This is a genomic window from Pseudomonas sp. MPDS (genome assembly GCF_013283895.1).
Classification (GTDB): Bacteria; Pseudomonadota; Gammaproteobacteria; order Pseudomonadales; family Pseudomonadaceae; genus Aquipseudomonas; species Aquipseudomonas rhizophila.
Genome location: NZ_CP054128.1, coordinates 2,153,991 through 2,169,333 on the forward strand (window position 1 = coordinate 2,153,991; position 15,343 = coordinate 2,169,333).

Genomic DNA, 15,343 nt, shown 5'->3' on the forward strand with positions numbered 1-15,343 from the left:
GTTTGCAAAGTCTTGGATGATGGTGAAAGTCTGGTGTGAAGCCAGGCATTGATTTTGCGCTTCCCAGCCGGCCCCGCTACCCAGAAACCTACCCCCAACCCTCAAGCCGCATGGTCGCGCGTACCAGGCGTTGCTCTTCCTGTTCGATCTCCTTGAGGTTGTCGCGGATGCTGTGGATGTGTTCGCGCGCAGCGCGCTGAGCTTGTTCTGGCAGGCGCTCGATGACGGCGTGATAGAGCCGGGTGTGCTGGCGGTCGATCTGGCGTTTTTGCATCGGGCGATGGTAGAGGTTGTTGACCGAGGCGAACACCGTACTGAGCATCAAATCGGTCAACGACTGCAGGGTGTGCAGCAACACCGGGTTGTGCGAGGCCTCGCAGATCGCCAGGTGGAAGGCGTGGTCGAGGCGGGCATGTTCGCGCGGCTCGGCAGGTACGGGTTGGCTGTGGGCGGCGAGCATTTCTTCGTAGCGCCGGGTGAGCAGGACAAAGTCTGCATCGGTGCCGCGCAAGGCGGCCAGGCGTGCTGATTCGGCTTCCAGCAGTGCGCGCACTTCCAGAAGATCAAACAGGGTGCGCGGCTGCGAATTGAACAGGTGCATCAGTGGGCTGGCATCGCGGTTCCCGTTCAGCGTGGCCACCCGTGAGTCACGGCCTTGGGCGGTCTCGATAATGCCGCGCCCGCGTAGCACTTTCAGCCCTTCACGCAGGGCCGAGCGGGATATTCCCAGTTTTTCGCACAGGCGGCGCTCCGAGGGCAGTGCCTGGCCCACCTTGAGCACGCCATCGACGATCAATCGTTCGATCCGCTCGGCGACCACATCACTGACCTGGCGGCGAACGGCGGAAGTTTCTTCGAGCATGTCAGGGGCCTCGGCTAACTGGTAGTACCAGTTTTAAATGGTCATTCACGCTGCGCCCAATATAGCCACTAACCCCTTTATAAGTAAGGCCCTTGGCAAATACGGGTTAGAGGCGGGCTTGAATAAACTGGTCATACCAGTTCATCCGGTGATAGACGACCACCCTGCAAGGCTCTACATATAGCGCATAACAAGCAGCCCGGCTCGCTACCGGCGCGGCACAAAAGAACAATAAAGCGAGAAAGCCTGCCATGAGTATTTTGTACGACGAGCGCGTTGATGGGGCGCTGCCTGAAGTGGACAAGTCAGCGCTGCTGGCGGAACTGCGCCAGCAGCTTCCTGACCTGGAAGTGCTGCACACCCAGGAAGACCTCAAACCCTACGAGTGCGACGGCCTCTCTGCCTACACCACCACGCCGATGCTGGTGGTATTGCCGGAGCGCATCGAACAAGTCGAACGCCTGCTCAAACTCTGTTATCAACGCCGTGTGCCCGTGGTGGCACGCGGGGCAGGGACGGGCTTGTCCGGTGGTGCACTGCCATTGGTCCAGGGGATTTTGCTGGTGATGGCGCGCTTCAAGCACATCCTTGAAGTCAATCCAGAAGGGCGCTTCGCTCGCGTTCAGCCGGGCGTTCGCAACCTGGCCATCTCCCAGGCGGCCGCCCCTTACGACCTGTATTACGCACCGGACCCATCCTCGCAGATCGCCTGTTCGATTGGCGGTAACGTCGCCGAGAACGCCGGAGGCGTGCACTGCCTCAAATATGGCCTGACCGTGCACAACCTGCTCAAGGTGGAAATCCTCACAGTTGAAGGCGAGCGCATGACCTTGGGCAGCGAGGCCCTGGATTCGCCCGGCTTCGACCTGCTCGCCTTGTTCACCGGCTCCGAAGGCATGCTGGGGATCATCACTGAAGTCACGGTCAAGCTGCTGCCCAAGCCGCAGGTGGCCAAGGTGTTGCTGGCCAGCTTTGATTCGGTGGAGAAAGCCGGGCGCGCGGTGGGTGAAATCATTGCGGCCGGCATCATCCCCGGCGGCCTGGAGATGATGGACAACCTGGCCATTCGCGCCGCCGAGGACTTTATACACGCCGGTTATCCGGTGGACGCCGAGGCCATCCTGCTGTGCGAACTGGACGGTGTGGAGGCCGACGTGCACGACGACTGCGAGCGTGTCCGCGCGGTGCTGGGCGAGGCCGGCGCCACCGAAGTGCGCATGGCCCGCGATGAGGTTGAACGGGTCAAGTTTTGGGCCGGGCGCAAGAACGCCTTCCCGGCCGTCGGGCGTATCTCGCCGGACTATTACTGCATGGACGGCACCATTCCACGTCGCGAACTGCCCGGGGTGCTCAAGGGCATCAGTGAGCTGTCCGAGGCGTTCGGCCTGCGTGTGGCCAACGTGTTCCATGCCGGTGACGGCAATATGCACCCCTTGATTCTGTTTGATGCCAACCAACCCGGCGAGCTGGAGCGGGCCGAGTCCCTGGGCGGCAAGATTCTCGAACTCTGCGTCAAGGTGGGCGGCAGCATCACCGGCGAACACGGGGTGGGGCGCGAGAAGATCAATCAGATGTGCGTTCAGTTCAACAGTGACGAACTGACCCTGTTTCACGCGGTGAAGGCAGCATTCGACCCGCGTGGCCTGCTCAACCCCGGCAAGAACATTCCGACCCTGCACCGCTGCGCCGAATTCGGCGCCATGCACGTGCACCACGGCCAACTGCCCTTTCCTGAACTGGAGCGCTTCTGATGGTGATGCAGCACGACTGCGACGCCAGCGAGGCGTTGCTGGAACAAGTCAATCACGCCCTCAACAGTACTACGGCGTTGCGCATTCAGGGAGGTAACAGCAAGGCGTTTCTCGGTCGCAAGGTCGAAGGCGAAGTGCTCGATACCCGTGCCCACCGCGGCATCGTCAGCTACGACCCGACCGAGTTGGTGATCACCGCCCGCGCCGGCACGCCGCTGGTTGAGCTGGAGGCGGCGCTGGACGCGGCCGGGCAGATGCTCACCTGCGAGCCTGCGCAATTTGGTGGCGCCGCGACCCTCGGCGGGATGGTTGCGGCAGGTCTTTCGGGCCCGCGCCGGCCTTGGTCCGGCGCGGTTCGTGACCTGGTCCTGGGCACCCGCTTGATCACCGGAACGGGCAAGCACCTGCGCTTTGGCGGCGAGGTGATGAAGAACGTCGCCGGCTACGACCTGTCGCGGCTGCTGGCCGGGAGCTTTGGCTGCCTGGGAGTGATTACCGAGGTGTCGCTCAAAGTGCTGCCCAAGCCGCGCCAGTGCCTGAGTCTGCGGCTGGAGATGGACGCCGCGCTGGCCTTGCGCAAACTGGCCGAGTGGGGTCAGCAACCCATTTCGCTGAGCGCCGCCAGCCATGATGGTCAGGCTTTGCACCTGCGCCTGGAAGGTGGTGAAGGCTCGGTCGCAGCGGCCCGTGAGCGTCTCGGCGGTGAGCTGCTTGAGAGCTCGTACTGGGTTGACCTGCGCGAGCAGCGCCTGGATTTCTTCGCGGACCCGCGCCCGCTCTGGCGATTGTCGGTGCCGACCAACACCGGCGTGTTGGCGCTGCCCGGTGAGCAACTGATCGACTGGGGAGGCGCCCAACGCTGGCTCAAGTCCGATGCCGATGTCGCGCTGATCCGCCAGATCGCCGCCCAAGCCGGTGGCCACGCCACCTGTTTCACCGCCGGCCACTGCGACAGTCCATTCCATCCGCTGGCCACCCCGTTGCTGCGCTACCACCGACAGCTCAAAACCCAGCTTGACCCCCAGGGCATTTTCAACCCTGGCCGTATGTATCGCGAGGTGTAGTTGTGCAGACCCATCTGAGTGAACAGGCCAAGCACCTGCCGCGCGCCGAGGAAGCCGAACGCGTCCTGCGCAGCTGTGTGCATTGCGGCTTTTGCAACGCCACCTGCCCGACCTACCAGCTTATCGGTGATGAGCTGGACGGCCCGCGCGGGCGTATTTACCTGATCAAGCAAGTGCTGGAAGGCAATGAAGTCACGGCCAAGACCCAACTGCACCTGGATCGCTGTCTGAGCTGTCGCAACTGTGAGACCACCTGCCCGTCGGGCGTGCAGTACCACAATCTGCTGGATATCGGCCGCGCGGTAGTCGATGCCGCCGTTCCGCGCCCGCTGGCTCAGCGCGTATTGCGTCAAAGCCTGCGTGCCGTGGTGCCTCATGCGCGGCTGTTCAAAGGGTTGATTGAGGTTGGCCAGGTTTTCCGTCCGCTGTTGCCGGCCAGCCTCAAGGCCAAATTGCCGCGTACTGCCAGTGCCGCCAAACCCCGCCCCGAGCCACGCCATGCACGCCGTGTGCTGATGCTTGAGGGCTGTGTGCAGCCTGGCCTGGCACCTAACACCAATGCCGCCACGGCGCGGGTGCTTGATCGCCTCGGCATCAGCGTCACGCCGATCAATGAAGCCGGTTGCTGCGGCGCAGTGGACTACCACCTCGACGCCCAAGAGCAAGGCTTGCAGCGTGCGCGGCGCAACATCGATGCCTGGTGGCCCGCCATCGAGCAGGGCGCCGAGGCCATTGTGCAGACCGCCAGCGGCTGCGGCGCCTTCGTCAAGGATTACGGCCATCTGTTGGCGCAGGACCCGGCCTACGCCGAGAAAGCCAGGCGCGTCAGTACGCTGGCCAAAGACCTGGTTGAAGTGCTCAGCGTCGAACCTCTGGAGCAACTGGGTGTGCATGCCGACAAGCGCGTGGCTTTCCATTGCCCCTGCACTCTGCAGCATGCGCAGAAGCTGGGGGGCGCCGTGGAAAGCGTGCTCGCTCGCCTCGGGTTCGGTTTGACGGCTGTGCCCGACAGTCACCTGTGTTGCGGCTCCGCCGGGACCTATTCGTTAACCCAGCCGCAGCTGTCCAGGCAGTTGCGCGACAACAAACTCAATGCCCTGGAAAGCGGTAAGCCGCAGGCGATTGTCACCGCCAACATCGGCTGCCAGACCCACCTCGACGGCGCCGGTCGTACCCCTGTGCGACATTGGATCGAACTGGTCGAAGAAGCCCTGAATTAACCGGAGAACAGCATGCTTAGCAAAGCCGTATTGAGCCAGACCGAAGTCAGCAAAATCCTCGCCGCTGCCCGCAGTGAAGCGGAGAAAAATCACTGGGCCGTGAGCATCAGCGTGGTCGACGACGGCGGGCATCCGCTGGCCCTGGAACGCCTGGATGGCTGCTCACCGATCGCCGCCTACATCGCCGCCGAGAAGGCCCGCAGCGCCGCCATCGGGCGTCGTGAAACCAAAGGTTATGAAGACATGGTCAATGGCGGGCGTAGCGCGTTCCTGTCCGCGCCGCTGCTGACTTCGCTGGAAGGTGGTGTGCCGGTGATTGTCGACGGCCAGGTGATTGGCGCGGTGGGCGTTTCCGGGGTCAAGGCCGATCAGGACGCCCAAGTGGCCAAAGCCGGTATCGCCGCATTGGGCTGATTACAAGGGCTAGGCGCCTGTTCAGTGAGCCGCGCTGACATCTGACGCCGGCCACCTACTGTTTTTTGGAGAGTGAAAATGACTGATCGCGTGAACTGCCAGCGCCTGCAAGTGGCCATCAACCTGCAACGTTTCGTCGACGAGCAAGTGCTGCCCGGCACCGGGATTGAACGCGAGGCGTTCTGGGCCGGCTTCGACGCCCTGGTGCATGACCTGGCGCCGCACAATCGTGCGCTGCTGGCCGAGCGCGATGCGCTGCAGGCGAAGCTGGACAGCTGGCACCGCGCGCACCCAGGCCCGATCAGCGACATGTCGGCCTATCGCGATTTTCTCGAGTCCATCGGCTACCTGTTGCCGCAGCCAGACACGGTGCGGGTCAGCACCGCCAACGTCGACAGCGAGATCACCCACCAGGCCGGTCCACAGCTGGTGGTGCCGATGATGAATGCCCGCTACGCGTTGAACGCCGCCAATGCGCGCTGGGGCTCTTTGTACGATGCGTTGTACGGCACCGATGCCATCGCTGAAGACGGTGGTGCTCAAAAGGGCCCGGGTTACAACCAGGTGCGTGGTGACAAAGTCATCGCCTTCGCCCGTGCGTTTCTCGATCAGGCCGCGCCTTTACGCATGGGCTCGCATGCCGACTCGGTCAATTACCGAGTCAGTGAGGGGCAACTGCAGGTGACCCTGGCTGACGGCACCCAGACCGGTTTGGCCCAGGCCGACAAGTTCGTCGGTTATCAGGGCCAGGCCAGCGCGCCGACAGCGGTGCTGCTGAAAAACAACGGCCTGCACGTGGAAATCCAGATCGATGCCGGCAGCCCGATCGGCGCCAGCGATGGCGCAGGGGTCAAGGATCTGCTGGTGGAGTCCGCGCTGTCGACCATTCTCGACTGCGAAGACTCCGTCGCGGCGGTCGATGCGGCCGATAAAGTGCTGATCTACCGCAACTGGCTCGGCCTGATGAAAGGCGACCTCAGCGAAGCGCTGGAAAAGGGCGGCAAGTCTATCGTGCGCCGTCTCAACCCGGACCGCGAGTACACCGCTGCCGCTGGCGGTGCGTTGAAGCTGCACGGCCGTTCGTTGCTGTTTGTGCGCAACGTCGGGCACCTGATGAGCAACCCGGCGATCCTCGACGGCGAAGGCCACGAGATCCCCGAAGGCATCCTCGACGGCGTGATGACCAGCTTGATCGCCCTGCATGACCTCCAGCGCCACGGTAACTCGCGTACAGGCAGTATCTATATCGTCAAGCCGAAGATGCACGGCCCGGCTGAAGTGGCCTTTGCCGATCAGTTGTTCACGCGCATCGAAGACCTGCTGCACTTGCCCCGGCACACCCTGAAGATGGGGATCATGGACGAAGAGCGCCGCACCAGTATCAACCTCAAGGCGTGTATCGCCAGCGCGGCGGCGCGGGTGGCCTTCATCAACACCGGCTTCCTCGACCGCACCGGTGATGAGATGCACACCGCCATGGAGGCCGGCGCGATGCTGCGCAAGGGCGACATGAAGAGCAGCGCCTGGATCCAGGCCTACGAGCGCAACAACGTGCTGGTTGGCTTGAGCTGCGGTCTGCGTGGTCGGGCGCAGATTGGCAAGGGGATGTGGGCCATGCCGGACCTGATGGCCGCCATGCTCGAGCAGAAGATCGCCCATCCCCAGGCCGGCGCCAACACGGCCTGGGTCCCGTCGCCGACCGCCGCCACCTTGCATGCCTTGCACTACCACCAAGTGGATGTGCAGGCGGTGCAGCGCGAGCTGGAAGCCATCGACCTCAACAGTCAGCGCGACGACCTGCTCAATGGCCTGCTCAGCGTGCCGGTGGTGGCCGAGCCTGACTGGAGCGCCAGCCAGATCCAGCAAGAGCTGGACAACAACTGCCAGGGCATCCTCGGTTATGTGGTGCGCTGGGTCGAGCAGGGCGTGGGTTGCTCCAAAGTGCCAGATATCCACAACGTCGGCCTGATGGAAGACCGCGCCACCCTGCGTATTTCCAGCCAACACATTGCTAACTGGCTGCACCACAACGTCGTTAGCCAAGCTCAGGTGCGCGCAAGCCTTGAGCGCATGGCCAAGGTGGTCGATCAGCAGAACGCTGGCGATCCGCTGTATCGCCCGATGGCCGATGACTATGCCGCCTCGATGGCGTTCCAGGCCGCCTGCGACCTGGTGTTCAAGGGCCGCGAGCAACCCAGTGGCTACACCGAACCGCTGCTGCACGCCTGGCGTCTGCGGTTCAAGCAACAGGCCTGAGGGAGACACGCTCTGCAATCGTCGAGGGGCTGCGGTGTGCGTCGTGACCGCAACCCCGAAAGCCCCTGCTTTAGCGGGGGCGCAATACAACAGGCCCCGACAGCCCATGGCTGCCGGGGCCCTTGAGCATGAGCGCGGCGACGGGTGATCCCCTGTCGACGCGGTTCGCGGAGCACCTGTGCTCTGGATGCGTGGCGCCGGATACCCCCGGCAAACTGTGGTTCACAACAATAAAAAGGAACCAAAACCATGAGTCAAACACTGCTGTCCATCCTGGCCTTCGTGCCGCTGGTACTGGCGGGCGTGTTACTGATCGGCTTTCGCTGGCCAGCCAAATACGCCATGCCCGTGGTCTTCGTACTGACGGCGCTGATCGGCCTCGGGGCCTGGGACATGACGTTGAATCGGGTCCTGGCGTCCTCGCTGCAGGGCCTCGTCCTGACGGCGGCGATTCTGTGGATTGTTTTCGGTGCCATTCTGTTGCTCAACACCCTCAAGCATTCCGGCGGCATCAGCTCCATTCGCCGTGGCTTTGCCAATATCAGCCCGGACCGTCGGGTCCAGGCGCTGATCGTGGCCTGGCTGTTCGGCTGCTTCATCGAGGGCGCTTCGGGCTTTGGCACACCTGCGGCGGTAGTCGCGCCGTTGATGGTCGCGCTGGGCTTCCCGGCCATGGCCGCGGTGGTACTCGGCATGCTGGTGCAGTCCACGCCGGTGTCTTTTGGTGCCGTCGGCACGCCCATGGTGGTCGGGGTCACAGGCGGACTTGACCAGACCGGTCTTGGCGCGCAACTGGCTGCTGTGGGCAGCAACTGGGACGTGTTCTTCCATTTGATCGTCTCGCGGGTGGCGATCATCCATGCCCTTTGCGGGATTCTCATGCCGCTGATCATGATCAGCATCATGACCCGCTTCTTCGGCAAGAACCAATCCTGGCGCGAAGGCCTGGTCATGGCGCCGTTTGCGATCTTCACTGGCCTCGCCTTCGTCATCCCTTACGCCGCCGCTGGGGTGTTCCTCGGTCCGGAATTCCCTTCGATGATTGGTGCCCTGGTGGGCCTGAGCATCGTGATCCCGGCTGCCAAAGCGCGCTTCCTGTTGCCCAAGACCACCTGGGATTTTGCCCCGGCCAGCGAGTGGCCAGCGGAGTGGATGGGCAGGATCGAGATGAAGCTCGACGACATGGCCGGCAAAAAAGCGATTTCCGTCCCCATGGCCTGGGCACCCTATGTGCTGCTGGCCGTGTTGTTGGTGCTGTCGCGCAACATTCCACCGCTCAAGGCCTGGCTGCTGTCCCTGAGCTTCGGGGCCAAAGACATTCTGGGGGAGACGGGCGTGTCCGCCAGCCTGGAACTGCTCTACCTGCCAGGTGGTTTGCTCTGCGTGGTTGCGCTGATGACATTCTTCTTGCACCGCATGCGCGCCAGCGAACTGGTGGCGGCCGTGAGTGAATCGAGCAAAACCTTGCTGGGCGCCGGTTTCGTGTTGATCTTCACCATCCCTATGGTGCGTATCCTGATCAACTCAGGGGTGAACGGATCGGACTTGGTGTCGATGCCGGTGGCAATGGCGCGTCTGGTCGCAGACAGTGTCGGCAGCGTGTACCCGTTCTTCGCCCCGGCTGTGGGCGCACTGGGCGCATTCATCGCCGGCTCCAACACCGTGTCCAACCTGATGCTGGCGCAGTTCCAGTTCAACACCGCGCAACTGTTGGGCATCTCTGGCGCGCTGATGGTGGCGTTGCAATCGGTAGGCGCGGCGGCCGGTAACATGATCGCCATCCACAACGTGGTGGCGGCGTCGGCGACAGTCGGCCTGCTGGGCCGCGAAGGCATCACCCTGCGCAAAACCATGCTGCCGACGCTGTACTACATCGTCCTGGCCGGTATCATCGGCATGATCGGCTTCTATCTGCTGGGTATCAGCGATCCGCTGACGAAGTCCTGAAACCTGCAGGCTGCCCGCCGAGGGGGCGGGCAGCTTCGGTCAGCGAGTTCGCATGAGCTAAACCAGCGCATCTGTTGACAGGTGTAAATGAAAGCCCCTGAATCGTGATGAATCAGGGGCTTTGTAGTGTCTGGCGTTTTATAGAAGGGTACCCGCCAGCGCCGCATCCAACCGCCTTGCAATCACATCCATCACGTCGCAACCGTCACGCAGCGGAATGCAGCAAAGCTGTGCCAAACCCCATCGCCATTTGAGCGACGCCCAGACTATAGGTGCCACCGTAAAAACTACGCAAGGGATTGATAGCGCGGAGGTTTCCCAATGACATGTGGGATATTTCCGTAGCTCAATCAGCCAATTCCGCCATTCCACCCCCATTTACAGCCCTACACGTCCCACAATCCAATCGCGCATTCCCCTCCGGCGCGGGATAATACGGCCCGGCTTGGGGTCACAACCGCTTCCCCCCGATTGTATTGGCGGCTGAGGAAGGATCGATCGCAATGACAGACTGGCTGCAAAGCTATGGAGAGATGGCTGAACGGGTGCGCGGCCACGATTGGGAGGCCAGCCCGCTCGGGCCGCCGAAACAGTGGCCCGATGTGCTGAAGACCACCGTAGCGTTGAGCCTCGCCTCGCATTTTCCCCAGGCCATCGTGTGGGGGCCGGACCTGATCACGTTGTACAACGATGCCTTCGTGCCCATCCTCGGCAATAAACCCCAAGCGCTGGGTCGGCGGTTCGATGAGGTGTGGAAGGAAGTCTGGAGCGACATCGGCCCGATTGTGCGGGCGGCCTTCGAGGGGCAGGCGACTTATATCGAGAATTTTCCCCTGATCATCGAGCGTGGCGGCGGCCTGGAACAGGCGTATTTCACGTTCTGCTACAGCCCCATCCGTGATCAGTTCGGCAAGGTCGTGGGCATGCTGGACACCGTCACCGAGACCACTTCCACGGTGTTCATGACCCAGCGCCTGGCGGTGCTGGATGCCATTGGCAATGCCGTGGCGAATGCCACCGACCCACAGGCCATCATGGCCACCACCACGCGGATTCTGGCGGCGCACCTGAACCTGTCCAATTGCGCCTATGCGGATATGGATGAGGACGAGGATGGCTTCACCATTCGCGGTGATTGGGCTCGGGCGGGGTCACCCAGTATTGTCGGGCATTACCGACTGGCGGATTTCGGTCGGCTGGCGGTTGCCAACCTGCGGGCTGGCAAACCCCTGGTGGTCAACGATAACCTCAAGGAGCTGGCGCCCGAGGAAGCGGCGACGTTCCAGGCGATCGGTATCGCAGCGACCATTTGCGTGCCGCTGATCAAGAACGGACGTTTGACCGCATTGATGGCCATCCACGACAAAACGCCGCGGGTCTGGTCCAGCAACGATCTGGCGCTGCTGATGGAAGTGACCGAACGATCCTGGGCTCACATCGAGCGGACCCGCGCGGACGCCGCCGTGCGCGAGGGGCTCGCGGCCCTGGCGGAACTGAACGCGACACTGGAGGAGCGGGTCGAGGAACGCACCACGCGCCTGAAACAGACCGAAGCGGCCCTGCGCCAGTCGCAGAAACTTGAAGCCATCGGCCAGCTCACCGGCGGGGTGGCCCACGACTTCAACAACCTGCTGACGATCATTCGTTCCTCCGTCGACTTTCTGCGCATGCCCAATCTGTCCGATGAGCGGCGCAACCGCTACATGACGGCGGTTTCCGAGACGGTGGAGCGTGCCGCCAAGCTGACCAGCCAGTTGCTCGCCTTCGCCCGGCGTCAGCCGTTGAAACCGCAAGTCATCGATGTGGGCAAGCAGGTGCAAAGCCTCGGCGACATGCTGCAGACCGTCACGGGGGCGCGGATTCAGGTCAAGGTCGAGCTGAGCGACCGGCCTTGTTACATCCGCGCTGACTTGAGCCAGTTTGAAACGGCGCTGATCAACATGGCCCTCAATGCCAGGGATGCCATGGATGGGCAAGGCACGTTGTCGCTGCGGCTCATTGGCGGTGCTGGCATGCCGCCGATCCGAGGTCACGCGGGAGCCGGGCAGTCTTTTGCCGCCATTGCCCTGGCGGACACCGGCACCGGCATTGCGGCAGAAGTCCTGGAGCATATTTTCGAGCCGTTCTTTACCACTAAGGAAGTGGGCAAGGGCACCGGGCTGGGGTTGTCCCAGGTGTTCGGTTTTGCCAAACAGTCTGGCGGCAACGTGGATGTTTCGACCGTGGTCGGGGAGGGGACGGTGTTTACCTTGTACCTGCCGGAAGTCGAGCCCGAAGAGATTGATGAGCCCAACCGGGAGGAAACCACGCCCCTGCTGCTGGAAAAGGGCAAGCGTCGGGTGTTGATCGTGGAGGACAACCTGGAGGTCGGGCGTTTTGCCAATCAGATCCTGCAGGATCTGGGCTACGAAACGGCCTGGGCGACCAACGCCGAGGAGGCTCTGGATATGGTTGGCCCGGATGCGATGGCGTTCGACGCGGTATTTTCCGACGTCGTCATGCCCGGCATCAGCGGCATTGCCCTGGCCAAGGCACTGCGCCGGCGCCGCCCGGATCTGCCGGTGGTCCTGACGTCGGGTTATAGCGAGGAGCTGGCCCACCGTGGCCATGAAGATTTCGAGTTTCTATCCAAGCCCTATTCGGCCGATCAGGTTTCCCGGATCTTGAGCCGCGCGATGGCGGGGCGGATTGAATAAAGCGGTCCGTGGGCAAGTCACGCAGCTCCATTCGTCGGCCAGACGCTTGCCTGAATAATCAGTCCTTTGATGACCGACTAGTCTGAAAGTCGTGAAGGCCTATATTTTTCAGGCAACGGGTTGTTGCCGGTGTGGGCCTCGACGAAAAGGGGAAAGGCGATGGGAGCACCGTACAGCGAGGATAACGGAGCCGCATATCCGATCAATGAAGGTTTGCAGTGTGGGCAATCGGCCTATAGGGCGGACTTTGGCGACGAGCCGATCAAATCCATCAGGACCAAGGTGTCCAAAGTGCCGCGAGGGGAAAAGGCCAAGTTCCTGCCCAGGGTCCCGGTCAGGAAGTAACGTTGCAACTCTACAATTCAGTCCTGTCATCGTGGCGAGGGAGCAAGCTCCCCGCCACGACACCATTCCAGCCTCTGGCATAAATATTCTTCATCTTTTTTTTCACGACGGTTTCTTTCACGTTTCTTTCACAAGCGGGCGCGTAATCTTGGCTCATCCGTTAGAAAGCAGTAACCGCAGTACCTGCCCGTTTCCCCAGCGGGCTTTTTTTTGCCTGTCATAAAACTACCCCTCCGTTTGTTGTCCAAGTGACATGGCCCGACGCTATCTGGCGTAGACTGACGCCCGCGCGTACCGGCCATCTTTCCCCGATGCGGCATTCTTGAGGTTTCTATCATGCGTTTGACTTTATCCACCTTGGTGCTTGGGCTTGTGGTTGCTCAAGGCGCGATGGCTGCCGGTGACGGTACTGCTGCGGTTGGCGGTGGTCTGGGCGGTGCGTTGGGTAACGTAGTCGGCCAACAGATGGGCGGCAGCACAGGCGCGGCCATTGGCGCCGGTGTCGGTGGTGCAGCCGGCAGTGCGGTGGGGGCGCGTAAGGGCAGCCGTACGGAAGCGGCCATTGGCGGTGGTTTGGGGTCGGCCGGCGGTTCGATTGTCGGTAACAGCCTGGGCGGCTCGACGGGCTCCACCATTGGCGCAGGTATTGGTGGCGCGGCGGGTGGTGCATTGGGTAGCAACCTGTCCAATGACAACGATGGTCATTCGGGTGGTAAGAAGCACAAGCACAAACATAAGAACAAACATCGCTAAGCGCATGTTTGGATGAGAAAGACCCGGCCTGTGAGCCGGGTTTTTTGTTCGCCATGGGTTTGCGGTTTATCTGCTCACAGGGTTGTCTGGCCACAGGGCTGTCCGGCGTTTTCTTTACCGGGTTATTTACCCGGAACGTTTCCCCTCTGCGCACCTCGAACTCATACATCCATCAGCAATTGCGAGGTGCGTCATGACGCCGGAAACCGAAGGTACGGAAGAAAAAGGCCCGTCGGGCGTTCCTTTCGTCAATGATCCGGGCAATGAAGACCCCGGCTCGCTGATGGACGATGCCCAGGTGCCCTTGATCGAGGGTGAAGAGGTGGAAGACGCTGAGATCGAGGACGAGTCCTACGATTGAAGTCGCTCAAGCTGACCGCCCGTGTTCTCAAAACTGCATGACGTGTTGTCCCGTCATCAGGAGGTTGCCATGACTGCCGATTCGCCTGTCCCTGACGACGATGAAACCCCGGAATACCCGCTGCCCTCGCCAACCGACTCGCTGAGCCGGGACCAGCGCCCGCCTGACGACGACGCCGGGGTAGAGCAGGTGCCGAGTGAGGATGAGGATATCGAGGCGAGCCCGGACGATCCGGACATTGCCGGTAACGACGCCTCCGGCGAACCGAGCTGATTGCCGGTTCCGCCCGTCGATTTATCGGCACCATCGGCCAGTCACGATTGCCACACATCAGGTAGGTAACCTTAAAAAGGGAGACTCACCATGATGAAATCAAATGTGACCGCGCTGACCCTGGCCGGGATTCTGTCGGTCAATTCCATGGCGGTTTTCGCCCAGTCTTCGGGCGGCAATCCCCCCGTAGATAAGGGCGGGATGCCACCCTCCACCGAGATGGAAGCCGGCACGCCATCGGGCACGGGAGGCGCTTTGCCGCCGGGTTCCGTGGAGGGCGGTAATGGCAGCGACGCCAGTGGCAGCAGCACCAGTCCCGGTACGGGCAGCGGCTCAATGAGCGGCGGCAGTTCCATGGGGGGCGATGCCTCCAGCAGTGGAACCGGGGCCGGAACCAGCGACAGCGGTGGTAGCTCCGATGACGGCGGTTCGAGTGGTTCCAGCCAATAACGCATTGATCATCATCTGAACCTGATCCTTGTTGCGGCGAGGGGGCAAGTGCCCTCGCTGCAACAGTCGCCCACACAGATTTCCCGTTGCCTGTGCCAAGCCACTCTCGTTATTCTGCTGAATCCTTTAAGGTGAACACGTTGCTCTGGCCAAACCTGAGCCATTTCTGGAACCTTGTGATAACGGATCAGATGCGATGAAAGCACCGCTGCAAGAGCTTGGCCCGATCAAAGCTGTGATATTCGACATGGATGGGCTGTTGCTGGACACCGAGGGCATTTACACCGAGGTGACCTCCATCATCGCCGAGCGTTACGGGCGCACGTTTGATTGGAGCGTCAAGCAGAACATCATCGGACGTGGGGCCGGGGATCTGGCCCGCTATGTCGTTCAGGCGCTGGAGTTGCCGATCACCCCGGAAGAGTTCCTGGTGATCCGCGAGCCCTTGATGCGCGAACGCTTTCCGCACGCCCTGGCGATGCCCGGTGCTGAAGAGCTGGTGCGGCATTTGAAGGCCCATGACGTTCCGATTGCGGTGGGCACCAGTTCGTCGAGCCAGTCGTTTGCACTGAAAACCACGCTGCACCGGGACTGGTTTGCGTTGTTCGATTTCATCGTCACAGCGGATGACCCGGAGGTCGGCGCGGCGAAGCCGGCACCGGATATCTTCCTCACTGCCGCCCGACGCCTGGGCGTTGCACCCCGCGATTGCCTGGTATTCGAAGACTCACCGTTCGGGGTGACTGCGGCGAAAGCGGCGGGAATGACTGCCATTGCCATTCCGGATTCGGCCATGGCCGACGAAAAATACGCCCATGCCGACGCGATCATTCGTTCCCTGAAGATCTTCCAGCCAGGCCTGTGCGGTTTGCCAGAGCTGGAGTGGGCCTGACGACACATCGCGGCACAACAGAACGCCGTTCATGGTATTACCCATGAACGGCGTTTTTT

General features: G+C 62.0%; 13 protein-coding genes. 12 read left to right on the forward strand and 1 reads right to left on the reverse strand.

The window, feature by feature from the left end; translation table 11 throughout:
- Positions 1–88 precede the first annotated feature (88 nt).
- Positions 89–862, reverse strand: coding sequence for a transcriptional regulator GlcC (gene glcC, locus HQ912_RS09565; RefSeq protein ID WP_047228250.1), 774 nt, complete (start codon positions 860–862; stop codon positions 89–91).
- A gap of 251 nt (positions 863–1,113) precedes the next feature.
- On the opposite strand from glcC, the gene glcD reads away from it, so the two are divergent.
- The 12 genes from glcD to HQ912_RS09625 all read left to right on the forward strand — a co-directional run bounded on the left by glcD (position 1,114) and on the right by HQ912_RS09625 (position 15,284).
- On the forward strand, positions 1,114–2,613 hold the full coding sequence (gene glcD, locus HQ912_RS09570; protein WP_047228251.1) for a glycolate oxidase subunit GlcD: 1,500 nt from the start codon (positions 1,114–1,116) through the stop codon (positions 2,611–2,613).
- Positions 2,614–2,618: 5 nt separating this feature from the next.
- Positions 2,619–3,677, forward strand: coding sequence for a glycolate oxidase subunit GlcE (gene glcE / locus HQ912_RS09575; protein WP_047228306.1), 1,059 nt, complete (start codon positions 2,619–2,621; stop codon positions 3,675–3,677).
- Between the two features lie 2 nt (positions 3,678–3,679).
- Positions 3,680–4,897: a glycolate oxidase subunit GlcF gene (glcF, locus tag HQ912_RS09580; RefSeq protein WP_047228252.1), complete on the forward strand. Its 1,218-nt coding sequence runs from the start codon at positions 3,680–3,682 to the stop codon at positions 4,895–4,897.
- Positions 4,898–4,909: 12 nt separating this feature from the next.
- A complete protein-coding gene (locus HQ912_RS09585) occupies positions 4,910–5,311 on the forward strand; it encodes a heme-binding protein (protein ID WP_047228253.1) in 402 nt (133 codons plus the stop codon).
- A gap of 78 nt (positions 5,312–5,389) precedes the next feature.
- Positions 5,390–7,567 carry a malate synthase G gene (locus tag HQ912_RS09590; protein ID WP_047228254.1) on the forward strand — a complete coding sequence of 726 codons (2,178 nt, stop codon included), beginning with the start codon at positions 5,390–5,392 and terminating at the stop codon, positions 7,565–7,567.
- Positions 7,568–7,816: 249 nt separating this feature from the next.
- Entirely contained in the window at positions 7,817–9,514 is a 1,698-nt protein-coding gene (locus HQ912_RS09595; RefSeq protein WP_047228255.1) for an L-lactate permease, read from the forward strand.
- A gap of 503 nt (positions 9,515–10,017) precedes the next feature.
- Positions 10,018–12,210, forward strand: coding sequence for a response regulator (locus HQ912_RS09600; RefSeq protein ID WP_173406716.1), 2,193 nt, complete (start codon positions 10,018–10,020; stop codon positions 12,208–12,210).
- Between the two features lie 681 nt (positions 12,211–12,891).
- Positions 12,892–13,308, forward strand: coding sequence for a glycine zipper domain-containing protein (locus HQ912_RS09605; RefSeq protein ID WP_047228264.1), 417 nt, complete (start codon positions 12,892–12,894; stop codon positions 13,306–13,308).
- A 193-nt stretch (positions 13,309–13,501) separates the two neighbouring features.
- Positions 13,502–13,669, forward strand: a complete 168-nt coding sequence (locus tag HQ912_RS09610; protein WP_171061338.1) for a hypothetical protein — start codon at positions 13,502–13,504, stop codon at positions 13,667–13,669.
- Positions 13,670–13,738: 69 nt separating this feature from the next.
- On the forward strand, positions 13,739–13,942 hold the full coding sequence (locus HQ912_RS09615; protein WP_076383858.1) for a hypothetical protein: 204 nt from the start codon (positions 13,739–13,741) through the stop codon (positions 13,940–13,942).
- Between the two features lie 90 nt (positions 13,943–14,032).
- Positions 14,033–14,392 carry a hypothetical protein gene (locus HQ912_RS09620; RefSeq protein ID WP_047228266.1) on the forward strand — a complete coding sequence of 120 codons (360 nt, stop codon included), beginning with the start codon at positions 14,033–14,035 and terminating at the stop codon, positions 14,390–14,392.
- 196 nt (positions 14,393–14,588) lie between these two features.
- Positions 14,589–15,284, forward strand: a complete 696-nt coding sequence (locus tag HQ912_RS09625; protein ID WP_047228267.1) for an HAD-IA family hydrolase — start codon at positions 14,589–14,591, stop codon at positions 15,282–15,284.
- Positions 15,285–15,343: the final 59 nt, after the last annotated feature.